Source organism: Rossellomorea sp. DA94, from assembly GCF_029834455.1.
Classification (GTDB): domain Bacteria; phylum Bacillota; class Bacilli; order Bacillales; family Bacillaceae_B; genus Rossellomorea; species Rossellomorea vietnamensis.
The window spans coordinates 3,888,469-3,912,629 of record NZ_CP122397.1; the positions used below are offsets into that span (position 1 = coordinate 3,888,469).

Genomic DNA, 24,161 nt, shown 5'->3' on the forward strand with positions numbered 1-24,161 from the left:
CTCCTCTTATCGTTTGTCTAATTTATTTGTGAAGTAGTCACCAATGATTTGAATGGCAAATACAACGAGTAAAATCATGATGGTTGCGGCAAGGGTTACATCCTCCCTGCTCCGTTGAAAACCATCCAGGTAAGCGAGGTTTCCTAATCCCCCGGCACCGATGACACCCGCCATTGCCGTATACCCCACCAGGGCGATGGCTGTTACCGTGATACCTGAAACCAAAGCCGGAAGAGATTCGGGAATAAGCACTTTCCATATGATCGTGCTAGTCTTCGCTCCCATCGCTTTCGCTGCTTCGATGACGCCTTTGTTCACTTCTCTCAATGCAATTTCCACCATGCGTGCGTAAAACGGTGCTGCTCCGATGATCAGGGCGGGCAGGGCCGCGTTCGCCCCGCGGATGGTATCCAATAAGAATTTTGTAAATGGAATGAGTAATACAATCAGGATAATGAACGGAATCGAGCGGAATACATTGACCACTGCACTGGTCACCGTATATGTAAGCTTGTTTTCCCATAAATTTTCCTTGGATGTAAGAAATAACAGGATCCCGAGAATCAGTCCTACTACGAAGGTAATCAGAACTGACATCCCCGTCATATAAAGGGTTTCAACTGTCGCTTCCCACATCTTCTCCCAGTCCACATTCGGAAATATATTTTCTATCATCCTCCGATCACCTCCACTTTGACCATCTGTTCCTCAGCGAAGGCAACGGCTGCAGAAATCGTCTCTTCGTTTCCATCAAGATGAACGAACAGCGTACCATAAGCCCCTTTTTGCGTCTGGGAAATCTGTCCTTGAAGGATATTGACATCCAAGTCGAAACTTCGGATCAAGCTGGTAATGAGCGGTTGCTCAGTCGATTCACCAACAAAGGTGAATTTCAGTACTTTTCCTTCCGGATACTGAGCTACGAGGTGATCGATTGTTTCCCCTGTTTCTTCCACTTGAGATACTTCTCTCACAAATCGCTTTGTCACCTGCTCTTTAGGATTTCTGAACACCTCAAGAACATCCCCTAGTTCTACCACCTTCCCTTGTTCCATGACCGCCACACGATGGCAGATTTTTTTGATCACATGCATTTCATGGGTGATCAGGACGATGGTCAGACCTAAACGTTTATTAATATCCACCAATAAATCAAGGATGGAATCGGTTGTTTGCGGATCTAAAGCAGAGGTGGCTTCGTCACAGAGAAGGACGTCGGGATTATTTGCAAGGGATCTCGCAATCCCGACCCTCTGTTTCTGTCCACCGCTCAACTGGGATGGATAGGCGTCTCCTCTTCCTTCTAATCCCACCAGCTCCAATAATTCATTGGCCCTTCGCACTCTCTCCTTCTTAGAAACTCCGGCTATTTCTAATGGAAACTGGATATTTTCAAGTACCGTACGCGACCAAAGGAGATTGAAATGCTGAAAGATCATCCCTATTGACTGCCTCGCCTGCCGAAGATCTTTCCCTTTCACTTTGGAAACGATCTGTCCATTTACGTTCACGGTTCCATTCGTGGGAACTTCAAGTCCATTGAGCATCCGGATCAACGTACTTTTCCCTGCCCCACTATAGCCAATCACTCCAAAAATTTCCCCTTGGCCAATGTCGATGGTGACGCCATCAACGGCTGAAATCTGGCCAGATTTTGATTGATAGATTTTTTTCACATCTGATATGGTAATCATGCTGTCTCCACCTTCTTTCTGAGTAAAACGACCTTTTTAATAAGAATTACAGTTGCACATACCGGGCAATCCCCACAGCCTTTTCGTTTACAATAAAAAATGCCTTCCTGCGATAAGCAGAAAGGCATAATCATATATAGGACTATCCTTTCTCTCATCTTTCAAAGCAAATGCTTTGAGTGAATTGGCACCATTTCAATTTTCATTGACGGTTGCCGGGCTTCATAGGGCACGTCCCTCCACCTCTCTAAATAAGAGTAAAGTATCGATTTATTTAATTTTTTGAATTGTTAAAGACTCTGAAAATTTGCTACAAGAGAGATTCTATCATCGAAAATAGAAATGTGTCAATTCTTTTTTCTTATGTTTTTTAAACTTGAACCGGTTCCTTGACCCTGGACCTTGTCAGCCAGAGGATGGATTCTACAAATAACAGCTGGCGGTATCCTCCCCTGACTTCCAGGATGCCGTTTTCAATCAGTTGAGACAATCGCTCTTCTCCTGTTAGTAGGGATAGCATGTCCTGCTCTTGTCCCTCAATGACAAAATGCGATTCCCCGCTACCATCAGTCAATACAGTACACCGCCTGTTTGAAATGGAGATTGCATAACGTTCCTTTTCACATTGAAACTGAAGAACAAATGGGCTGTCCGGAAATAAGAGTCGTAAGTGATACCTTGAATGACACTGATCTACTAATTCCTCTAAATAGATTCGCATGAATACCCTCCCAGTGAAACTTCTATATAGTATCAATTCCACTTTTAGGTATTTTTTCCTTTTAGACATTCTCGACATGTTTTGAATGAGTTTATCTTATTTGTCGAACAGTAAGAAATTGGGTGATGACCAGTCAAAAAATGATGGGATTCGAAACATTTCCCAAGAAATATGTCCTCGTTTGTAGAAAGAAAATGACTACTTTCGTAAATTTTTTCTGTTTTTTATCAGCATCGTGCTGGTTGATTTCCGCTCCAGATGCTCGCTTTCTTCGGGGCGTGAGTTGAGCCTCCTCGTGCTTCGCCCTGCGGGGTCTCAACTTTCCCGCTATTCCCGAAGGAGTCGAGCATCTTCCGCTCCAATCAACACTAATAATGTACTTCTCAAATTAGTTCGTTTTAATAGTCATTTATTCATATGTGTTGAGAGGGCAATTTCATCCTATTTCTAAAGCTGGTGAAGAATAGAAGTGAAGACAAAATAAAAAGACCTTTCATAAAGGTCTCTTATCCCCACTAGATGTTTTGGATTTTGTTGATGGTTTCGTATAGGAATGGGACGGATTGAAAGGCATAGATTCTTTCCATTTCCTGTCCATCTTTAAATAAAAGAAGGCAGGGGACGCTTTCAATGGATTGTTCTTCGGCAAATTGGGGCAGATAGTTCAGGTTCGCCTTCACAAAATGAAATGACTGGGGGAGTTTCTCGACCACTTCCAACATTTTACCCGCGACCTGACATGTACCACACATCGGTGTATATAGATAAACGGCTTCCAACGCATGGGATCTGATCGATTCGTTTAATTCTTCTGTCTGGCTTACCTCCAACAAAACTAAATCATCCTTTTTCCAAGATATTCTTTATGCACATCGATATTGGCACCAATGAGAACGGAAGCAAGATGATATTCCGGGGCTGCGGCCACTTCCTTATACATCCGGTCTATATAAAGGTGTTCCGCCTCGGGGAATTCACGCTTGAATTGTTTACGTAACTTCTCCCCTGCATCATCCGCATCGACGAGGATGTATACATCCCTTTCAAACAGCTCATCGATGAGTTCGTCCATTTTGGTGATGCTTATCGTTCCATTTGTGCAAATAATTTCAATCGGTTCTTTGATTATGTCTCTTACTTTCCGCTTGTCTGTTGTACCTTCGACAATGATTACCTTTTCGTCAAGTTCCATCATGATCATCACCTTATCTTTCAGAAATAAGATTAGGATAGTATATTCAGATAACAAGAGATGATGTCCACTTTCTACTCATATTTTCTCATGTTTACAAAAAATAGTGCAAGTGGTTTGTTTCATTGCTTATAGAAATGGTGCCAGATCCATACACGAATCTGGCACCGCGGGTCACCTTTAACACCATCCACCTTCGTCGCAATCCGTGTACCTTGCATCATGGCCTTCGGTGGAAGTATAGTTCTGATAAATTTTATTTTCTTTTGCTTCGAAGTTCGGTTCCATTGTCAGTCCATCAAGGGGCAAGGACGTTTTACCGATTGGCTGACCGTCGAGGAATAATTCGACTTCACCATTTTTTAGCCTGCCTGTCACCCTGCTTGTGACATCTAATTTCTTTGGTTCAAGTACCATGCGTATTCATCCTTTCTTTTTGCGAATACCCATATGATGCCCAAAAAGAAAAACAAAACACCTTGAGAAATCCTCAAGGTGTCCGGGTGAAAATTATCCTTCATTGATCATTTTATCATACTCTTCAGCTGTCATCAGCTTGTCTACTTCTCCAGCGTCTGTTGGTTCCACAACGACCATCCATGCTTTTTCATAAGGTGATTCATTCACGAACTCAGGGCTGTCGGACAGCTCTTCATTCACTTCTACAACCTTACCGGAAACAGGTGCGTATAGCTCAGAAACGGTCTTTACCGATTCAACACTGCCGAAAGGCTCGTCCGCTTTGATTTCATCCCCAACTTCAGGTAACTCGACGAATACGATATCGCCCAGCTCAGATTGTGCAAATGATGTGATTCCTACGCGTACATTTTCCCCTTCAACTTTGACCCACTCGTGTTCTTCTGAATAACGAAGTTCTTTCGGTGTACTCATTCTCTATCCCTCCAAATGCTAGTTATACAACCTAATATTGACACACTTTTCATCGAAAAAGCAAGAAAACTAAGTGTGAATAATGAAACTTTTTCATCGTCCACGATTTGGAAATCACTTACCCTTTTTTACTTCCAGGTTTCCTCGAACATTTCTTCTTTAAAACCTACGGTCACCTTGCTTCCATCCGTTGTGATCGGACGTTTGATCAGCATCCCGTCAGAGGAAAGGATTTCTAATAATTCATCGTCTGAAGCTGAATTCACTTTATCTTTAAGACCCAGTTCACGATACTTTTTGCCGCTTGTATTGAAGAACTTCTTCAGAGGAAGCCCACTCTTTTCGTACAGGCTTTTAAGCTCCATTTTTGACGGGGGATTTTCTACAATATGTATTTCATCTATGGAGAGACCCTGGTCCTCCAGCCACTTTTTTGCCTTGCGGCATGTACCGCATTTTGGGTAAGAATAAAAAGTCAATGACATCATTGCACCACCTTTCCTGGTAGGTACCGGATAGGGTGTATTGCCCATCCGGTCACTGTGAATCTATTTCTTACATTCGACAATATTCGTTAGTATCCTTCTTTTCCGGAACATTACTCACATTGATTTTCAACGGTTTGTACCAATTCTTTAAGGAGGACGGTTGCGTTGTCCAGCTCAAGAGAATAGAAACGCTGTGTTCCTTTTTGCTCCAGTGACACCAGTTGCTGATCTCTTAGGATCTTTAGATGATGGGACACAGCAGGTCGGGATAATGTCAGATTTTCTGTTATTTGATTGACCGTCAGAGGTTCTTGTTCGGCAAGAAGTAAAATGATGTCCTGACGATAAGGATCACTCAACGCTTGGAATAATGGAATACAAGCACGGAATGTATCGATTGCTTTTTGACCCATAGCCTTCTCCCTTCTGCTCATTCACGTATCATTATACCCGTTCTTGTACCTTGCGAACAATATTCGTGACCATTTTACGGGGCATAAACCGGATCGACTGGGTGAGTATCCGGTTTTTCATCCCCGGGACGATTACGGTTTTGTTCTTCGTCATCATTTGCTTGTATCCCTCTTCCACCACGTCTTCCACACTCATCACACCTGACTGAAAAAGCTTCGAAGACTGAAGTTCAGCAGCATCACTGAACCCTGTTTGGGTGGCACCCGGGCATAAAGCCGTCACCTTCACTCCGTGCGTGGCCCACTCATTGGCAAGAGCTTCCGAGAAAGACAGGACATAGGCCTTAGTTGCATAGTAAACCGCCATCAGTGGACCCGGCTGAAAGGCAGCTGTGGATGCGACATTCAGAATCTGACCATGCTTCCTGCTTACCATCTCTTTACCAACATACTTGCTTAACTCCGTCAGGGCAGTGATGTTCACTTGAATCATATCGAGTTCTTTTGATAGCTCCGTTTCTTCAAACTCCCCGAATAATCCGAATCCGGCATTATTGATGAGGATATCAACCTGAAGCCCGTGAGCTTTGATGCCCTCATATAATTCTTTTGCTGCTCCGGCTTTGGAAAGATCAGTGGGGAACACGTAGGTGTTCACACCGTATTTGTTCTTGAGTTCTTCTGCAACAGTCAGGAGTTTCCCCTCGCTTCTTGCTGCCAGAATCACGTCATGGCCCGAGCTTGCAAACTTATGACAAAAGTTCAGTCCGATCCCGCTTGAAGCCCCTGTAATTAAAACCGTTTTATTCATCTATTATGACCACCTTATATTATATGTTTAAACACTTAAACGTTTAAGTGTTTAAACATATAATAATTTATTAAAGAGGGAATGTCAATAAAAGAGGGACGGACCTCCAAATCGGAGGTCCGTCCCTGCATTACTTACAGTGCATATTTTTCTACATCGATCAGTTTTTCTGACGCTTCACGCTTCACTGCGATCACGTTGATCGGTGTGTGGCGTGTGAATTTACGAAGTGCTGACAGCATCATGCGCAGTGTGTCACCAGTTTCAGTTGCCACAAGCGTTTCTTTTGCATGCTGTTCAATTTCGTTGAAAGCTTCTTGACAGAAGATTTGTGTGTAAAGAAGTTTTTGTTTCGCTTTCTCCACTCCACCTTTTTCAATCGCTTTTTCCGTTCTAAGGACAACGGATTCCATTGCGTAGGCTTGTGAAACGATATCCGCAATGTTAACAAGGATTTCCTGTTCTTTTTCAAGGGCTTTACCATATTTCTGTGCAGCCAATCCTGCCAGCATCAAACCGATTTTCTTGGCATTTTTCACAAGGTACTTCTCTTGTGCCAATGGCTCATCGCCCACTTCTTCAGGCATAAGCATCATCAATTCTTCTTGAAGAGCCTGCGCTTTTTGAAGTAATGGCAGTTCACCTTTCATGGCTTTACGAAGGTATGTGCCTGGAACAAGAAGTCGGTTGATTTCATTCGTTCCTTCGAAGATACGGTTGATACGGGAATCACGGTACATTCTTTCAATTTCATATTCCTGCATAAATCCGTATCCACCGTGAAGCTGAACGCCTTCGTCAACGATATAATCAAGCACTTCTGTGGCGAAGAATTTGTTTAGTGAACACTCGATTGCATATTCCGCAATGGATTTTGCAACCTCTGTCCCATTCTTTACTTCTTCATCCGTCAGTTTGCTCATGCGATCCTCGAATAATCCTACTGTACGGTAAACGGACGATTCCGCAGCGTACAATTTAGACGCCATAGTAGCAAGCTTTTCTTTCGTCAAGTTGAAGCTTGAGATCGGAGTTTTGAACTGCTGGCGCTGATTCGTGTATTGAACCGTTACTTCAAGGGCACGTTTACTTGCTCCGACAGCGCCTACTCCCAATTTGTAACGCCCAATGTTCAAGATATTGAAGGCGATGATGTGGCCTTTACCGGCATCCCCAAGAAGGTTCTCCACTGGGATTTCAGCATCTTCAAGGATCAATGTACGAGTCGATGAGCTCTTGATTCCCATTTTCTTTTCTTCAGGCCCTGTTGAAACGCCAGGGAATTCTTTTTCTACGATGAATGCTGAGAAATGCTCCCCATCAATTTTTGCATACACAACGAACACATCGGCAAATGCAGAGTTTGTGATCCATTGTTTTTCTCCGTTCAGGATGTAGTGCGTACCTTCTGCGTTTAATTTAGCCGTTGTTTTCGCACCAAGTGCATCTGAACCTGAACCTGGCTCCGTCAATGCATAGGCTGCTAATTTTTCACCGGTGGAAAGGGCAGGAAGATACTTTTGCTTCTGCTCTTCGTTACCAAATAGGACGATCGGAAGGGATCCGATCCCTACATGAGCTCCGTGAGAGATGGAGAATCCGCCTGCACGTGACATTTTTTCAGCAATCAAAGCCGAACTTACTTTATCAAGTCCCAGTCCGCCGTACTCTTCAGGTACATCTGCTCCCAGAAGACCAAGATCCCCTGCTTCTTTTAAAAGACGTACAGAATGATCGAACTCATGATTTTCCAGATTATCAATGACAGGTACGACTTCATTCAGCACATAGTCCTCTGTCGTTTTCGCAATCATTTTTTGCTCGTCGGAATAATCCTCCGGTGTGAAAACTTGCTCAAAGCTTACATCTTCAATTAAAAAACTTCCACCCTTGATTAGCTTTTCTGTTTGATTCGCCATTTCGAATCCCCCTAATATGATATTTTGAAAGAGTAGAGGGCCTCGGGAATCGAGGTCCGTCCCTCCTGTTAACCGATTAATTCAAATACACCTGCTGCTCCCATTCCGCCGCCGATACACATGGTGACGATACCGAATTGCTGGTTTCTGCGTTTCATTTCATGGACCAGTGAAAGAGTCAGCTTCGCGCCGGTACATCCCAGTGGATGACCGAGAGCGATGGCTCCACCATTCACGTTCACTCGTTCTTCATCCAATCCCAGCTGACGGATGACCTGGATCGATTGGGAAGCAAATGCTTCATTCAGTTCAAATAATCCGATATCCGAAAGCTCTAGTCCTGCCATTTTAAGTGCCCGTGGGATTGCTTCCACAGGGCCGATTCCCATAATTTCAGGCGGTACACCCGCTACTGCGAAGCTTCTGAATTTCGCCATCGGCTGCAGACCTAATGATCCTGCCTTTTCACGGTCCATCACCATGACTGCCGCTGCTCCGTCGCTCGTTTGTGATGAGTTCCCTGCCGTTACAGAGCCTTTCACATTGAAAGCCGGTCGTAATTTAGCCAGTACTTCCGAACTTGTTCCGGCACGTACACCTTCATCTTTTGTGAATTGGAAGGATTTCTCAACGAATTTATTTTCACCGTTCACTGAACGATTGAGCACATCAACAGGGACGATTTCATCATCGAATTTCCCTTCAGCGATCGCCTTGGCCGCTTTTTGATGACTTCGTACGGCAAAGGCATCTTGATCTTCACGGGATACGCCGAACTTCGTTGCAACCTGTTCTGCTGTATGACCCATGCTCATGTAATATTGAGGGGCGTTTTCAGCAAGCTTCGAGTTCGGACGGACCACATGACCCATCATCGGGACAAGACTCATGGATTCCGCTCCACCGGCGATCGCCGTGTCAGAATGACCGAGCATGATTTTTTCAGCCGCATAGGCAATGGATTGTAAACCTGATGAACAGTAACGGTTGATGGTGATTGCCGGTACGGAATCAGGAAGACCTGCAAGTCCCCCGATATTCCGTGCCATATTCAACCCTTGCTCTGCTTCCGGCATGGCACACCCGATGATCAAGTCATCAATGTTCCCTTCATAATTCCCTGCACGCTTAAGGGTTTCTTTTACTACAAGTGCTCCAAGATCATCCGGTCTTACCTGAGCCAATGATCCTTTTCGAGATTTTCCGACTGGTGTTCTTGCACCAGCGACAATGACTGCTTCGCGCATGATATTCCCCCGCTTTCTACTATGATTGAAACGCTAATTAGTTGCGTAATGGTTTTCCTTTTACAAGCATGTGCTGCATTCTTTGCTGAGACTTAGGCTGTGCAACAAGGCTTAGGAATGCTTCTCTTTCAAGATCCAACAGATACTGTTCATCCACTTCTGTTCCGTATGGTACTTTTCCGCCTGCAATCACATAAGCAAGCTTCTTCGCGATCATCAGATCGTGGTCAGAAATAAAGCCTGATTGGAACATGGACTGAGCTCCAAGAAGAAGAGTGGCATATCCCGGCTCACCTACGACCGGAACCTTTTTACGGATCGGAGCCGAGTAACCTGCTTCATATAGGCTGAGTGCTGCCTGTTTTGCATCATATAGTAAATGATCATTGTTCACGCTGACTCCATCGGCTTTATTTAAGAAATTATTATCCCTTGCTTCATCACCGGATGTGGAGACCTTCGCCATGGCAATCGTTTCGAATACTTTATTGGCCACTTTTTGAAGATCGAATTCCACACCGTTTGGCAGGTTGGCTAAGTGCTTCATATAAAGCTCTTTGTTTCCGCCTCCCCCAGGGATCAATCCTACACCGACTTCAACCAATCCCATATACGTTTCCATGGAAGCCTGGATGTGGGCAGCCGGTAGGCAGACTTCACTTCCTCCGCCTAATGTCATACCGAATGGTGCTGCAACAACTGGTTTAGAGGAATATTTAATCTTCATCATCGCCTGCTGGAAGTGTTTCACGACCATGTCAATTTCAAAGACATTGTCATCCTGTGCTTCCATAAGGATCATGGCAAGGTTTGCTCCGACACAGAAGTTCTTGCCCTGGTTTCCAATGACGAGACCTTTGTAGTTCTTCTCTACTTCATCAACGGCAAAATTGATCATTTGCGTGATATCCATGCCGATGGCGTTATTTGGGGAATGGAATTCAAGAAGGGCGATTCCGTCCCCGATGTCAATCAGGCTTGCACCGGAATTCTTTTTGATGAGCTTTCCTGAGTTCTTCAGCGCCTTTAAGTCAATTGCCTTCGGGTTACGTTCTACAAGTCGATACTCGCCATTGTGATAGAAGTAACGCTTACCGTTTTCTTCTTTATAGAATGTGGAGTTGCCTTCTGAAAGCATCGTCTCCACCCACTGTGGTACAGTGCGGCCCTCTTCCTTCATACGGGTTACTGACTTTTCAACTCCGATTGCATCCCATGTTTCAAATGGTCCCATTTCCCAACCGAAGCCCCATTTCATGGCTTGGTCGATGCCCACGATGTCATCGGCAATTTCACCATGCAGCTCGGCTGAATACGTTAAGACCGGAGACACGATATTCCACAGTAGGGATCCTGCCTGATCTTTTGCATAAACAAGTGACTTGACTTTATTTTTTAAGCCTTTTTCATTTTTCGCCATTTCAAGTGAAGCTGTTTTCAGCTTTTGACGGGGCTGATAGTCCATCGTTTCAGGATTAAGCTCCAGGATTTCCTTCCCTTTCTTAAGGAAGAAGCCCTGCCCGCTCTTACTTCCAAGCCAGCCGTTTTCAAGCATTTTCTGCATGAATGCCGGTACTTCGAACACCTTCTGTTCTTCGCCTTCGACCTGGTCATACACATTTTTTGCAACATGTGCGAATGTATCAAGACCTACGACATCAAGTGTACGGAAAGTGGCGCTTTTCGGTCTTCCGATCGTCGGTCCTGTAATGGAGTCGACTTCCCCTACAGAGTAGCCACCCTTCAACATTTCCTGCACCGTGATCAGTAAGCCATACGTTCCGATACGGTTCGCAATGAAGTTTGGCGTATCCTTCGCCATGACGACACCCTTACCGAGGACATCTTCACCAAATGCCTTCATGAAGCTCACGACTTCAGGATCCGTCTTCTTCGTCGGAATCACTTCAAGGAGTTTCAAGTATCTTGGCGGATTGAAGAAATGCGTTCCTAAGAAATTCTTTTGAAAATCTTCTGTGCGCCCTTCTGACATCGCTTCGATCGAAATCCCTGACGTATTGGAACTGATGATGCTCCCCGGCTTGCGGTAGCGTTCCACTTGTTCGAATACTTTCTTCTTAATATCCAGATTCTCAACGACCACTTCGATGACCCAGTCACAATCGCTTATATATTGAAGGTCATCCTCAAAGTTACCTGCCGTAATAAGTGAAGCATTCTGTTTGGACATCAATGGTGCCGGTTTTTGCTTAAAGAGCTTTTTTAAAGCGTTTTCACTAAACTGATTGCGAAACGCCTTGCTCTCTTCTGTCAATCCCTTTGCTTTATGTTCGTCTGTCAATTCTCTTGGTACGATATCTAATAACATTGTCGGGATGCCGATATTTGCAAGATGCGCGGCTATTCCTGAACCCATGACTCCTGATCCTAACACTGCGGCTTTCTGAATTCTACGAACCAATGGTATTTCCCCCTTATACACACTTTGAATGAATACTCATTCATTTTTCACTTAAAAAAAAGACTCGAATGAGTTCCTGTTACATCTAATATATCGGAAATTCTAAAATATCGCAATATTTAAAGAGTTAAATTTACAAAAAATTCACTATTGTCTCTCCGAACCTACATGGGCAATCGTCTAAACCAGCCTATTCACCCACCCAAGTCCACGTGCCTACACACAAGCGCCAACCTATCCCCTCCTATTATATATATGAAATGTTGGAGGGACGGACCTTGGGTAGACGACCATTTCTGCTCCCATTTTTTATGCCAAGCCCGATATCAAAGGGTTTTCATGCTCTGGCGTCTTCGTTTCCACTGAAAATTGGAGGTCCGTCCCTCATATTTTTTTGGGGATCCGGGAATGTTAGGGGTGGAGGTGTTCAAGATGGCGAAGCAGAAGAAGAATCCTTCTAAGGCTGGGGTTAGTGCAGCGAGTGTGAAGGGGGATGCCGGTCCGACGGTTGAGATGGACGGCGGCGGCAAGCGAAACAGTCAAAACAATCAATCTAAGAAGCAACCATAGGAATGGGAGATGGCACCTGATAAAAAATGATCGGGTGCTGTTTTTTTATTTAGCGTCCTCCCCTCTCCCATACAAAAATTAACTTTGCCTTCCCGTTCATTTTACAGTAAACTATTACTATCAATTTAAAGACGTCAGACCTCCTACTTTACCACCAGCATCACAGTCAAAGTAGCACGTCTGTTTTTTTAAGTATATGAATGATAACGTTTACAGATAAGGAGACTATGTGAATGAAGCGCAGATTTTTGTTTTTTACGATTGGACTTTTCATTTTAACGATGGGGGTTGCCCTGATCATTAAGTCGGGCCTCGGAGCTTCTGCCTGGGATGCCCTCGCAGTCGGGGAGTCGAATATGTTCGGATTTACCGTTGGGACGGCCGTATTTATCAATGGGATTGTGTTGATCGGTCTCAATGCCCTCATTATGAAAAAGAAACCTGATGTCCTCGCGGCAGGATCAATTCTTGTCATTGGCCTTTTAATCGATTTTTGGCTGCTTGTTGTCTTTAACAATTATGCACCCGGGATGCTCTTGAATCAGCTGGTTGCCCTGGCTTCCGGGATCTTGACGATGGGGCTTGGAATTGCGATTTACCTTCAGGCGAAGTTTCCAGCGAGTCCGATGGATACTCTTATGGTAGCCATCCATACACGTTTCGGGTTAAACCTTCGTAACTCCCGGATCATCAGTGAAGGGTTTGCCCTTTCCCTGGCATTTCTCTTTAAAGGGGATATCGGAATCGGGACGATCATTGTCACCCTCACTTTAGGGTTCGTGGTTCAGTACAGCTTCCCGTTATTCGAACAGCTCTTCGAGAAAAAAACAATGGGAAAAGCAGCTGTTTCTGCTGACTGATCTTCATTTAAAAAAAGCAATCTTTCCAAAATGGAAGATTGCTTTTTTTCTATCATACTGGATCAACTTTTGTTGAGGGGCTTACATTCCCTTTTTCATTCAACAGTTTATTGACACGCTTTCTCTGACTTTTATCGGCCATTACATAAAGTGTATCGCCTGCTTTAATCATGGTATCCCCTGTGGGAGTGATCAATTCATTGTGTCGGATGACCGCAGAGATCAACGTTTTTTCAGGGAGTTCGATGTCTTTAATCATCCTGTTTGTAATAGAGGCATCGTCATTAATGAGGACTTCAAGCATTTCATTATTTGTTTTCCCGATGGAAACGATTTCGATGCTGTGGGCGACCGGCGGTTTTTCTTCTCCTGCAAGCTTAAGATAGTTGGCCAGAGGGGAGATGGTCGTTCCCTGGATGAGAGCAGAGAGCAGCACGACGAAAAACACGACGTTGAAGATGACTTCGTTGTTTTCAATTCCTGCCACCATCGGATACGTTGCCAATACGATCGGGACCGCGCCCTTTAAGCCTGCCCATGATATGAAGAATTTCTCTTTAGTGGTGAAGTTCTTCGCCAGCGCTAAGCTTAAATAGACTCCGAGAGGTCTCGCTACTACAATCAACAGAATCGCAAGTATGATTCCCTGCCAAGCTATCCCCGGAAGGTGCTGTGGGAAGACCAGCAATCCCAGGAGGATGAACATGACGATCTGCATCATCCACGCAAATCCTTCATTGAAGCGGACAATGGAATGGCGGTAGGTGAGTTCCTTATTCCCGACGACGATTGCCATGATATACACGGCCAAGAGACCACTCGCCTCCAGAATGCTTGTGAAGGCATAAGTGAATATGGCAAGGGAGATGGACAGGACCGGATACAGTCCGGATGAATCCAGATTGATTCGATTGATGATCCACACGGATGCGAGACCCAGGACCAGTCCAAGTACCAAGCCCATTCCCATCTGCCAAAAGAAGCTCAGGATCAGGGAAGCGGGATTCAATCCAGGGAATTGAATCAATTGTAAAAATGCAACGGTTAAGAAAATGGCCATGGGGTCATTACTGCCGGACTCCGCTTCAAGTGTGGCAGATATCTTCGGTTTGATGTTTTTGTTCCCAAGTACGGAAAACACTGCTGCAGCGTCGGTTGACCCGACGATAGCCCCAAATAACATCCCTTCAAGCCAGCTCACGCCGAGTATATACTTTGCTGCCACCCCGATGGATACGGTGGTTGCGACCACCCCGATGGTTGCAAGTGTTAGGGCGGGCTTATACACCTTCTGCACATTCCCCCATTTCGTCTGAAGTCCGCCCTCGAACAAAATGATGATGAGTGCAAGCGTACCGATGAATTGGGTCATAGGGGCATTATCAAAGAAGAAGTATGTATTTAAGACCATTCCCACGATGATGAACAGAATCAATGAGGGGACACCTAATCGTGTGGAGAATTTAGCGGTGATCACACCGACCAACAGCAAGAGGCCAAGGAGCAGGGTCAAATTATCAATGGTTATTTCCATAATATCGCCTCTTATTTCATGAAGATTATTCCTTTCTATCATATAACATTGTGAATTCCGTAACAATTATTATGCCTTCCTCACCAGCCCCTATAAATGCTTGCCCATAATGATATATTCATGTGGGACATTCGGATAAAACCCTTCCCGGATGACCTTAAATCCCCCGGCATGATAAAAAGCGATGGCCGTGTGATTATCTTTGCGGGTCGTGAGGAGGACCCGTTTCTCTTTTCTATTTTGCAGTAATTGCCCAACCAGTAGCTTCCCGATCCCCCTGCCTCTGTATGCTGGGTCGACCCCCAGTTCCACCAGCTCCATGCAATCTTTCATCCATTCAGGTTCGGAATGTAAATGACGTGCCAGCAGTTCGTGATAGTATTGACCCTTTCTTGAAGAATAACCATAAATATATCCTGCCACTTGTTCATCGATAATGGCGAGGTACCCCTCAAAAAGGGGATACGTGGAATGCCGTTTGAATTGGTCTTCCATTCCCCTTGGATCCACCTGAAATAGCCTGCAATATAACGAAATCATTTTCTTGAAATACTTTCCTTCCACCCGAAAAGGAACAATCTTCATTCTCCCTTCCTCCCATCTCCTAAATAAATAAGACCCTATGAGCTTCCATAGAGTCTTTATCTTACTTACTATTATTTTTTCATGACCCCTTTTAGAACAAAGGCGACGTTGGCCGGTCTTTCAGCCAGTCTTCTCATGAAGTATCCGTACCAGTCCGTGCCGTATGGGACATAGACGCGCATTTTGTAGCCTTCCTTGACCAGTTCATGCTGACGTTCCACACGGATGCCGAAAAGCATTTGAAACTCGAACTGATCACGCGGGATCTTGTATTCTTCCACGAGTCTCTTCGTATATTCGATCATCTCATCATCATGGGTGGCAATCGCCGTATAATTCCCGTTCAATAGATGAGTCTTGATGATTTTTTTGAAATTCTCGTCCACGTCCTTCTTTTCCGGGAACGCAACTTCAGGTGACTCTTTATAAGCCCCTTTTACAAGACGCAGATTGGGGGAATACGCATTCAAATCATCGATATCCTTTTCTGTTCTATATAAATAGGCTTGGATGACCGTGCCGATGTTATCATACTCTGACTTCAGCCTCGTGAAAATATCAATGGTCTTTCCACAGCGGGAATAGTCTTCCATGTCAATGGTCACGAATACGTTCTGTTTGGTTGCTTCTTCAAGAATCATTCTCATATTCTTCATGACTACCTCTTCAGAAATATCCAGTCCCATTGAAGTCATTTTTAGGGATAGCTGAGAGTCGAGTTTCTCTCTCCCGATGGCACGAATCGCCTCTACACATTCAAGGGCCATTTCGTTTGCTTCACGCTCATTGTCCACAAACTCTCCCAAATAGTCGATCGTTACAACAAGATTCTGACTATTCAGCTCACGAATAACCTCAACTGCCTGCAGGATGGAAGACCCCGCAACGAACCGACCGGCACCAAAGCGCAGGCCATACTTTTTGGCAAGTTTCGTCATCGGCTTATTTTTTGAAAGGAATAAAAAGAAATTACGCATTGCTTGCTCCATGTTGCTTACCCCCTGAAAAAACATATATATCCTACTATGAAACCGTTTTCTTTATTGCTAAAAAAGAGAAGGTTCATACTATTAGTATATTTACCAACATTTTATCACCTTTTAAACGATTTGAATATACTTTCAAAACTTTCTTAGTAGAATATTATCGGAATTTGTAAATACGTGAATAAGGATGTTGGATAGTAGGAAAACTAACCTTTGCCTTCTGATGATACCGCTTTCTTACCGTGCCGTATACAGGGTAATATTACCTATCCGAAAGCACCTGAGAAAGGGTATCGAAGACTAAAAAAGGAAACGGAGGAATGGAATATGCAACAACAACCTCAACAAGGGAGCCAGCAGCAAACGTACACACAGCCGCCGCATATGCTCACTACGAAGGATTCACTTTATTTAAATGACATGCTTGCCTGGAATCTGACTGCCATGAAGAAATGTCATTTTGCCGCTGCTCACTGTCAGGATACGGAGATTAAAGCGGAGCTCGATAAATGTGGCCAGATGCATCAGCGCCACTACCAACAGCTGCTTGCCCATCTAAATACGACCAACCAAAATATGATGTAGAAAGGAGTCCTTAAACCATGAATCAACAGAATCAGCAAAAAATCCAAAATCCTCAAACGCAAGTGCCGGAAACGCCACAAATGAATGATCGCGACTTCATTACGGATGTCCTGTCCCATGAAAAATATATGACGGCTTCCTATTGTACGGCATTGAATGAAGCAAGCCATCAAGCTTTATATCAGGATCTCCTGACGATTTTCAACGAAACGCAAAATGCCCAACGGGAATTATACAATGAAATGTTCCGCAAAGGCTGGTACAAGCTGGAGGCTGCCGACAGCCAAAAGATCCAGCAGTCCTATCAGCAGCATCAGCAGTATTCTTCCCAATTTCCATATGGGTACGGCGGTCAGGTCCAATAATGAACGGAAGGCAGACTCGGGTCTGCCTTTTTTTGTTGGTTAGAATCCAAAAAAAAGCACCCTCTTCACACCAGTAGGGTACTTTTTCAATCAGTATCGTCATTCATCTTTTTTCTTCCTGCTCATTTCCGCCCGATGTGCTTCATTCATCTCTTTGATCTCCCCGACGATCCGTTTCATTTCATCTTTCCCCTCCGGGTAGAGGGAATTCCAATGTTTCACCAGTGCCGGCATGTTCTTCGCGATAAATGAGTAAAGAGCGTATTGTGTCACCATTTCTTTCTTACTTGCGTCGGTTTCACCCACCAACAGTTCCGTGTACTTTTCAAGTAACGCATCAAATTGTTCAGGGAATTCCTTCATTGCGTTAGCCTCCTTGCAAATGTGAATTAGGTCTTTTTAACCAGACAGGTCTGCGGACAAGTTTTACAGCGATATTGTTCCCCGTTCTCCAATCTGTAGGAGAAGCAGCATGTTTTTCTGACACGTATTTTTTCCGTTTTCCCCTCTACATTTACTTTTCCGCTATAATATCTGGCCAGTGGATTTCGGTGATAGTTTCCGAACCAGGGGCTGTTTTCATCTGACAGGAGCATCCGCAGTTGGTCATCACTGCCGCTCCCCGTCCCTTCGTTTAGAAGGAAGTCATCACTCTCGAATATCCAGAATACATATACGGCAATGTTTTCCCAAAGAATCAGGTTCGATAGCTTTGTGGCATGTTTAATCGACTGAATCACGTGATCGAGATGATCCTGGAAAATGGATTGAATGAACATCTTCTTTTCTTCAGGGGATGTAAACTCCGTCACCGACGCATCCTTCAAGTGGAATTGAGGCATCCATAATCCATTTTCCCCCCCATCGACCATGACCAGGTTTTCAGGCTTGAGATTCAATTTCTTATCCCAGTATGTCATGGTCATTAAACCCATTGCTGCTACAAACGCATAGCGCTTCATGAATAAGGAGGCTGCCACTTTAAGGTCGTCCGTCCCGATCAGGGAGCGACGCTGGGATAAATAGGATTTCATCTTCCCGCCATCCAGGAATGAGGTTGCCTCTTCCCCTTTTAAAGCAGGGGCGGACGCGTGGAAACGGTATTTCCTCAAGATCTCCCACTGCTGTTCGGTGAGGGTGCTCATCCTGTCTCCACTGCGTCTTTCAAGATGCATCGTCCTTTACCGAACGGGATGCATAAAGGCGTGCCGAATAATGGGTCCCGGGATACCTGGCAGTCCATATCGAACACATTTTTCACGAGTTCACAGCTGATCACCTCTTCGGGTTTTCCTTGAGCATAGATCTGTTTATCCCGGATGGCTACGATATTATGGGCGTATCTGCAGGCAAGGTTCAGGTCATGAAGGACCATGACGATGGTGCGCTGCTCTTTCTCATTCAGTTCGAATAATAAGTCCAGTATCTCGATCTGATGGGTCATATCAAGATACGTCGTTGGCTCATCCAACAGGATGATGTCTGTATCCTGTGCGAGTGTCAGGGCAATCCACGCGCGCTGCCTCTGCCCTCCCGATAGTTCATCCACTTTCCGGTGCTGCAGATCCTCCATCTTCGTTGCTTTCAATGCATCCTGGACAATTTCTTCATCTTTCTGTGACCATTGCTTGAGCCAGGTTTGATGAGGGTAGCGCCCCTGCTTGACGAGCTGAAGGACGGTCAGCCCTTCTGGAGCCGTTGGGGACTGAGGAAGAATGGCCATTTTACGAGCGACTTCCTTCGTTGACAAACGTGAGATCGCCTCCCCATCCAACAGGACCGATCCCTGCTTCGGCTTAAGCAGACGGGCAATGGAACGAAGAAGCGTGGATTTCCCGCAGCCGTTCCCGCCGATGAAGACCGAAATCTCCCCTTGTGGAATGTCAATATTCAATTCATCGATGATCGTCCGTTCCCCGTAAGATAGAGTCAAATCCTTCGTTTGTAGTACGTCACTCATCTATGGCCAACTCCTTTAAGAATTTCTTGTTTTGAATAAAAGATAGATAAAATACGGTGCGCCGATCGCTGCCGTAAAGACACCCGCCGGGACTTCGAGTGGCAGGAAGAGTGTCCTGCCGATCAAGTCTGCCACCATGACGAGGATCCCGCCGATCAGGGCTGCAGTCGGAAGTAATGCCCCGAAAGAAGAACCGACCATCCTCCTTGCCATGTGGGGAGCCATCAAGCCTACAAAGCCGATTCCACCGGCAAATGCGACGGCTCCGCCCACTAATGCCGTTGACATGAGAAGGAGAAAGAACCGCTGCCGTTGAACATTCCCTCCAACACTAGTGGCGATTTCTTCGCCTAGTTCCTGTATATTCAGCTGACGGGTAATAAAGAAGCTTAACAGGATAAAGACCAGGCTCCAAGGAAGCAGGATCCACACATCCTGCCAGTCAGAACCGTTCACTGTACCCGTGATCCAGATATTTGCCTGACTGGCCCTGTAGATCGGGCCGAGTATCATAAGCAACGTGGTCAAAGCTTGAGTCAAAGCCGAGATACCAATGCCGATGAGAACGAGTCTGACAGGTGATACCCCTTTTCGCCAGGCTAAAAAGTAAACCAGAAAGGCAATGACGGTTGCGCCGATGAATGCAGCAACCGGCAGCCATTTAATGCTGACCATCAACGTATTATCATCATTGCTGAAAAGGGTCAGGAAGGCTACGACAGCCGCTCCCGCTGCTCCTGTGATACCGATGATGTCCGGTGAAGCAAGGGGGTTGCGTATCATCCCTTGAAGGATTCCCCCGGCAACGGCTAACGCCATCCCGGCAAGCAGTGCGATGAGGATCCGCGGCAGGCGGAATGACGTCACCACGAGTTGCTCCAGGCTCGTCCCCCCTCCAAAGAAGACACTGATCACCTTCCATGGGGCAATCTTCAAGTCCCCTATTCCTGTACTCATGATCAGAACCAGGAATGTAATCAAACCCAGGATGGTTATTTTTTTAAGTGCTGAAAGATCAACGAGCATCGAAACACGGTCCTGTAGCCATCGTTTTCCTATAAATCGATTCATCGGTTAAAACCCCTTCCTTGCCACATACACGAAGAATGGTGCTCCGATGATGGCGGTCATGACACCGACTGGCACTTCCTGGGGCATGATGACGTAGCGTGCTCCAATGTCGGCAACCAGTAATAAGATCGCTCCGAGAAGTCCCGAGAAAGGAATCAGCCACCTGTGGTCCACACCGATGATTTTCCTTGCTAAATGGGGAATGACAATCCCGATGAAACCGATGGGGCCGGCTACAGCGACGGATCCACCAGCCAAGAGGACGACCACCAATAAAGCAAGAAACTTGATTACATTCGTTTTCAGGCCGAGTCCTTTCGCCACATCTTCCCCCATGGCGAGGATATTCATCTTGCCGGCAATAAAGAGGGCAAGAATCCAGCCAGCCACTATATAGGGAAAGACCCCGCTCAATATATCAAGACTTCTTCCCTGGACAGATCCCGCGAGCCAGAATAACACCTGCTCAAGTGCCGCTTCGTTCAAGACAAGTAATCCCTGTGTAAAGGAAGAAAACATAGCGGTGATTGCCGCCCCTGCAAGCGTCAGCTTCATAGGCGTCAAGCCTTTATCTCCGGCAGAGCTGATGACGAATACGCCGACCGCTGCAATGGCGGCACCAAGAAAGGCGAGCCACGTAAAGGATTGCAGGTTGGTTACGCCAAAGAGCGTTACCGCTACGACCACCATAAAAGCTCCCCCTGCATTGATTCCGAAAATCCCTGGAGATGCGAGGGGATTATTGGTCAACGTTTGCATCAAAACCCCTGAAATCGCAAGGGAACCACCTACGGCCGCTGCAATGAGCGCCCTTGGTAACCGGATGGTCTGAAGCACGATATGCTCCGTCGATCCAGTAGGGTTGGAAAAAGCCTCGATGGCTGTTTGCCAACTTGTATCCGTGTATCCGTATACAATACTGATCCCGATGCACAGGATAAGAAAAAGAAATGTTCCTATAAATAAAAGAAGCTTTTTTTGAATAGTCATTATGTGCTAACCTTTCTATTCCTTAAAGGAAAGGAAATCAATTAAACCATCACGTACTGTTCTTCCCTCTCTATTCTAAAGAAGAATAAAAGGAGCGTCAATGACTTTGAAAATCATTATCATTTAGGTCTTGACAATGAAAACCTTCTCAACTACCATTATGAGTGTAAATGATAATCATTATCACCGATAACATATATCAGGAGGATCTACATATGAAATTAAAAAGCTTACTATCTTTACTGTTGATCTCTATGCTTCTCTTTCTTGCTGCCTGCGGCAATAAAGAAGAAAAAGAGGAGTCTGCAGGAAATGATGCGAATGAAGAAACGTATACAGTGAAACACGCAATGGGGACGACGGAAATCAAAGGAACGCCAAAGAAAGTTGTCATCCTCACAAATGAAGGAACCGAGGCCCTCCTTGCCATGGGGGTCACTCCCGTTGGTGCCGTTCAATCTTGGACAGGTGATCCTTGGTATGACCACATCGCCGACAAGATGAAAGACGTGGAAGTCGTGGGTACAGAGAGCGAATTAAACATGGAAGCGATCGCAAAGCTTCAACCGGACCTGATTATCGGGAACAAAATGCGCCAGGAAGAGCAGTACAATCAGTTGAAAGACATCGCTCCAACCGTCATGGCCGAAACATTGCGCGGTAACTGGAAAGAAAATTTCGAGTTATATGCCAAAGCAGTGAATAAAGAAGATAAGGGTCAGGAAGTATTAGCGGAGTACGATCAGCGAATTGAAGATCTGAAAGGGAAACTCGGCGATAAACTGAATCAAAAAGTTTCCATGGTCCGCTTTTTAGCTGGAGACGTAAGAATTTATCATAAAGATTCATTCTCAGGAGTGATCTTGGATCAACTAGGGTTCGCCCGTCCTGAAGGTCAGGATGTAGATGACTTTGCAGAAAAGGGTGTAACGAAAGAACGCATCCCGGCAATGGACGGAGATGTCCTGTTCTACTTCACATATGAAACAGGCGACGGCGAAGCGAACAAACTTGCTGAAGAGTGGCTGAACGATCCGTTGTTCAAAAACCTCGAAGTAGCAAAACAAGACAAAGTATATGAAGTAAGTGATGCGATTTGGAACACGGCAGGCGGGGTCCTGGCCGCAAATGAGATGCTCGATGATATTGAGAAGTATTTCCTGGAACAGGAATAAACGTTAGCCGGAAAGGGCGTCCCCCTTTCCGGCTTTTTCTATGCTGATTTTCATGAGCACTTTACGTATTTTTCCCTATCCCCCTTCCTTTTTCATAATTCTCCTTTTTTCGGTAACACTACAGGATAGACCATACATCGGACATGAGGGATTAGTATGTTTCCATTCTTTAAGAACAAGAAAAACAGCGATAAGAACAGTAAGAAGCAATCATATGAAAGTCTGAAAAAGGAAGCGGAGAAATCTGCCGATTATAAACAGGCCTTTTACCAGAATCCACATACGGGGGTGAAGTTCAGCCTTCACTTCGTGACGACGTTGATTGATGGAAAGATCCTGCAGGAGGATGTCCTTCCTTCCCTGCTTTCAAAGGATTTTCACTCTTTCGATGATTTAAAAACACTGGTCCCTGTATTGGATATTCAAATCTCCACAGATGAAACCCAAATCGAACAGAAGCTGTATAACGGATATACCCTCCTGACAATGGATGCTTCCAACCGAAAATTTGCCTTCATCGCGACCAAGAACGAAATGGGCCGGAAAGTCTCTCAGCCGGAAGTGGAATTCAGTGTCGTCGGACCAAAGGAGGCATTCGTAGAGTCTCTCAGTGATAATCTGAACCTCATAAGAAAGCGGCTGCCTATCAAGGAAATGCTGGTGGAAGAATTCAATCTCGGAACACTCACCCATACCCGGGTCGTGCTGCTCTATATTGATGGACTGGCAGATGAAGCAAATGTCAATACGGTCCGGCAGCGATTAAGGGATATCGACTTTGATCAAATCATGGACAGCTCATTCGTTGAACAGTTGATTGCCGATAACGGTAAGTCCCCCTTCCCACAACTATTGGACTCTGAACGACCTGACCGGGTCGCGTCCGTACTTGCCGAGGGTAAAATTGCCATCATGGTGGATGGATCGCCGCATGCTTTGATCGGGCCGACCACACTTGTAGAATTTTTTAACGCATATGAGGATTATTTCCTGAATTTCTTCATTTCCTCTTTCCTGCGTCTGGTCCGTGTATTCGCCGTGGCATTCTCCATTTTGATCACACCCATTTATGTAGCCGCATTGACGTATCATTATGAGCTCATACCGAAGGATTTAATGGCTACACTCATCACGTCAAGACAAGAGATCCCTCTGCCCCCTATTCTCGAGGCATTATTTCTTGAGTTGACGATCGAACTGCTGCGGGAAGCAGGAGCACGCCTTCCGACCAAGGTTGGTCAGACAATCGGTATCGTTGGAGGTATCGTCATCGGGACGGCATCCGTTGAAGCGGGGATCACGAGTAATGTACTGCTCATATTGGTGGCACTTGCTGCCCTTGCTTCTTTTACCACTCCCGTATACCGGATGAGTAATACGATCCGTCTACTGCGTTTTCCCTTCCTATTGTTTGCACAACTTTGGGGACTGCTTGGGATCGTCTACTGTTTCTGCCTTCTGATGGGTCATCTCCTGCAATTGACGTCCCTTGGCAGACCGTTTTTAGAACCTCTTTTCCCACCGCGGGTAAAAGACTTAAAAGATGCACTCATTCGACTTCCCTTCAGCAGACAAGGCGGCCGTCCTGAATACCTTCGAACAAAGAAACCGTTCAGGTTCCGTCCGTCCGAAGGGAAGAAAAAGCTTGATATCGATGAATAATGGTTGGAGGTGATCAA

General features: G+C 45.4%; 27 protein-coding genes and 1 riboswitch. Of the genes, 6 read left to right on the top strand and 21 right to left on the bottom strand.

Going from position 1 to position 24,161, the window contains the following annotated elements; translation table 11 throughout:
- Positions 1-6: 6 nt before the first annotated feature.
- From P8596_RS20275 to P8596_RS20335, 13 genes are all read right to left on the bottom strand, one after another.
- The gene (locus P8596_RS20275) at positions 7-675 is read right to left on the bottom strand and encodes a methionine ABC transporter permease (protein WP_279724844.1); all 669 of its coding nucleotides are present in this window, start codon (positions 673-675) and stop codon (positions 7-9) included.
- On the bottom strand, positions 672-1,694 hold the full coding sequence (locus P8596_RS20280) for a methionine ABC transporter ATP-binding protein (RefSeq protein WP_279724846.1): 1,023 nt from the start codon (positions 1,692-1,694) through the stop codon (positions 672-674). The genes P8596_RS20275 and P8596_RS20280 overlap by 4 nt, the downstream gene beginning before the upstream one ends.
- A gap of 151 nt (positions 1,695-1,845) precedes the next feature.
- Positions 1,846-1,952, bottom strand: a riboswitch (SAM riboswitch).
- 112 nt (positions 1,953-2,064) lie between these two features.
- Positions 2,065-2,415 carry an SCP2 sterol-binding domain-containing protein gene (locus tag P8596_RS20285; RefSeq protein ID WP_229594697.1) on the bottom strand — a complete coding sequence of 117 codons (351 nt, stop codon included), beginning with the start codon at positions 2,413-2,415 and terminating at the stop codon, positions 2,065-2,067.
- A 515-nt stretch (positions 2,416-2,930) separates the two neighbouring features.
- The gene (locus tag P8596_RS20290; RefSeq protein ID WP_061809721.1) at positions 2,931-3,248 is read right to left on the bottom strand and encodes a thioredoxin family protein; all 318 of its coding nucleotides are present in this window, start codon (positions 3,246-3,248) and stop codon (positions 2,931-2,933) included.
- Between the two features lie 2 nt (positions 3,249-3,250).
- A complete protein-coding gene (locus P8596_RS20295; protein WP_082197523.1) occupies positions 3,251-3,610 on the bottom strand; it encodes a toprim domain-containing protein in 360 nt (119 codons plus the stop codon).
- Between the two features lie 177 nt (positions 3,611-3,787).
- Positions 3,788-4,024, bottom strand: coding sequence for a YusG family protein (locus P8596_RS20300; RefSeq protein ID WP_034764025.1), 237 nt, complete (start codon positions 4,022-4,024; stop codon positions 3,788-3,790).
- A 93-nt stretch (positions 4,025-4,117) separates the two neighbouring features.
- Positions 4,118-4,501, bottom strand: coding sequence for a glycine cleavage system protein GcvH (gcvH, locus tag P8596_RS20305; protein ID WP_034764028.1), 384 nt, complete (start codon positions 4,499-4,501; stop codon positions 4,118-4,120).
- A gap of 128 nt (positions 4,502-4,629) precedes the next feature.
- Positions 4,630-4,986 (bottom strand): arsenate reductase family protein, encoded by a 357-nt coding sequence (locus P8596_RS20310; RefSeq protein ID WP_279727039.1) that lies wholly within the window; start codon positions 4,984-4,986, stop codon positions 4,630-4,632.
- Between the two features lie 113 nt (positions 4,987-5,099).
- The gene (locus P8596_RS20315) at positions 5,100-5,402 is read right to left on the bottom strand and encodes an ArsR/SmtB family transcription factor (RefSeq protein WP_034764033.1); all 303 of its coding nucleotides are present in this window, start codon (positions 5,400-5,402) and stop codon (positions 5,100-5,102) included.
- Between the two features lie 31 nt (positions 5,403-5,433).
- Positions 5,434-6,213 carry an SDR family NAD(P)-dependent oxidoreductase gene (locus tag P8596_RS20320; RefSeq protein WP_279724848.1) on the bottom strand — a complete coding sequence of 260 codons (780 nt, stop codon included), beginning with the start codon at positions 6,211-6,213 and terminating at the stop codon, positions 5,434-5,436.
- A 134-nt stretch (positions 6,214-6,347) separates the two neighbouring features.
- Entirely contained in the window at positions 6,348-8,132 is a 1,785-nt protein-coding gene (locus tag P8596_RS20325) for an acyl-CoA dehydrogenase FadE (protein WP_254652262.1), read from the bottom strand.
- A 68-nt stretch (positions 8,133-8,200) separates the two neighbouring features.
- The gene (locus P8596_RS20330) at positions 8,201-9,379 is read right to left on the bottom strand and encodes an acetyl-CoA C-acetyltransferase (protein WP_279724849.1); all 1,179 of its coding nucleotides are present in this window, start codon (positions 9,377-9,379) and stop codon (positions 8,201-8,203) included.
- Positions 9,380-9,416: 37 nt separating this feature from the next.
- Complete coding sequence (locus P8596_RS20335; RefSeq protein WP_279724850.1) at positions 9,417-11,801, bottom strand: 3-hydroxyacyl-CoA dehydrogenase/enoyl-CoA hydratase family protein; 2,385 nt, start codon at positions 11,799-11,801, stop codon at positions 9,417-9,419.
- Between the two features lie 432 nt (positions 11,802-12,233).
- Here P8596_RS20335 and P8596_RS20340 point away from each other — a divergent pair, with 432 nt between their 5' ends.
- Positions 12,234-12,371 carry a YuzL family protein gene (locus P8596_RS20340; RefSeq protein ID WP_279724851.1) on the top strand — a complete coding sequence of 46 codons (138 nt, stop codon included), beginning with the start codon at positions 12,234-12,236 and terminating at the stop codon, positions 12,369-12,371.
- A 233-nt stretch (positions 12,372-12,604) separates the two neighbouring features.
- Positions 12,605-13,231, top strand: a complete 627-nt coding sequence (locus P8596_RS20345; protein WP_061809726.1) for a YczE/YyaS/YitT family protein — start codon at positions 12,605-12,607, stop codon at positions 13,229-13,231.
- 52 nt (positions 13,232-13,283) lie between these two features.
- Here the strand turns inward: P8596_RS20345 and P8596_RS20350 are convergent, their stop codons facing one another.
- The 3 genes from P8596_RS20350 to P8596_RS20360 form a co-directional block, all read right to left on the bottom strand.
- Complete coding sequence (locus tag P8596_RS20350) at positions 13,284-14,765, bottom strand: potassium/proton antiporter (protein WP_224522008.1); 1,482 nt, start codon at positions 14,763-14,765, stop codon at positions 13,284-13,286.
- A 90-nt stretch (positions 14,766-14,855) separates the two neighbouring features.
- Positions 14,856-15,350 (bottom strand): GNAT family N-acetyltransferase, encoded by a 495-nt coding sequence (locus P8596_RS20355; RefSeq protein WP_224522007.1) that lies wholly within the window; start codon positions 15,348-15,350, stop codon positions 14,856-14,858.
- Positions 15,351-15,421: 71 nt separating this feature from the next.
- Entirely contained in the window at positions 15,422-16,339 is a 918-nt protein-coding gene (locus P8596_RS20360) for a proline dehydrogenase family protein (RefSeq protein WP_034764054.1), read from the bottom strand.
- Between the two features lie 324 nt (positions 16,340-16,663).
- Here P8596_RS20360 and P8596_RS20365 point away from each other — a divergent pair, with 324 nt between their 5' ends.
- Positions 16,664-16,921: a hypothetical protein gene (locus P8596_RS20365; protein WP_034764614.1), complete on the top strand. Its 258-nt coding sequence runs from the start codon at positions 16,664-16,666 to the stop codon at positions 16,919-16,921.
- A gap of 17 nt (positions 16,922-16,938) precedes the next feature.
- Positions 16,939-17,286, top strand: a complete 348-nt coding sequence (locus P8596_RS20370; RefSeq protein WP_148970081.1) for a spore coat protein — start codon at positions 16,939-16,941, stop codon at positions 17,284-17,286.
- A 99-nt stretch (positions 17,287-17,385) separates the two neighbouring features.
- On the opposite strand, the gene P8596_RS20375 is transcribed toward P8596_RS20370, so the two are convergent.
- From P8596_RS20375 to P8596_RS20395, 5 genes are read right to left on the bottom strand one after another with little or no spacing between them, the layout of a single operon-like run.
- Positions 17,386-17,649, bottom strand: a complete 264-nt coding sequence (locus P8596_RS20375; protein ID WP_034764060.1) for a DUF2573 family protein — start codon at positions 17,647-17,649, stop codon at positions 17,386-17,388.
- A gap of 26 nt (positions 17,650-17,675) precedes the next feature.
- Positions 17,676-18,431: a siderophore-iron reductase FhuF gene (gene fhuF / locus P8596_RS20380; RefSeq protein WP_279724852.1), complete on the bottom strand. Its 756-nt coding sequence runs from the start codon at positions 18,429-18,431 to the stop codon at positions 17,676-17,678.
- The gene (locus tag P8596_RS20385) at positions 18,428-19,246 is read right to left on the bottom strand and encodes an ABC transporter ATP-binding protein (protein WP_159362752.1); all 819 of its coding nucleotides are present in this window, start codon (positions 19,244-19,246) and stop codon (positions 18,428-18,430) included. The genes fhuF and P8596_RS20385 overlap by 4 nt, the downstream gene beginning before the upstream one ends.
- Before the next feature lie 15 nt (positions 19,247-19,261).
- Positions 19,262-20,317: a FecCD family ABC transporter permease gene (locus P8596_RS20390; RefSeq protein WP_279724853.1), complete on the bottom strand. Its 1,056-nt coding sequence runs from the start codon at positions 20,315-20,317 to the stop codon at positions 19,262-19,264.
- Positions 20,318-20,320: 3 nt separating this feature from the next.
- Entirely contained in the window at positions 20,321-21,307 is a 987-nt protein-coding gene (locus tag P8596_RS20395) for a FecCD family ABC transporter permease (protein ID WP_254652269.1), read from the bottom strand.
- A gap of 215 nt (positions 21,308-21,522) precedes the next feature.
- Between P8596_RS20395 and P8596_RS20400 the strand changes: the two genes are divergently transcribed.
- On the top strand, positions 21,523-22,482 hold the full coding sequence (locus tag P8596_RS20400; protein WP_279724854.1) for an ABC transporter substrate-binding protein: 960 nt from the start codon (positions 21,523-21,525) through the stop codon (positions 22,480-22,482).
- 156 nt (positions 22,483-22,638) lie between these two features.
- Positions 22,639-24,144, top strand: coding sequence for a spore germination protein (locus P8596_RS20405; RefSeq protein ID WP_279724855.1), 1,506 nt, complete (start codon positions 22,639-22,641; stop codon positions 24,142-24,144).
- The last annotated feature ends 17 nt before the right edge of the window (positions 24,145-24,161 follow it).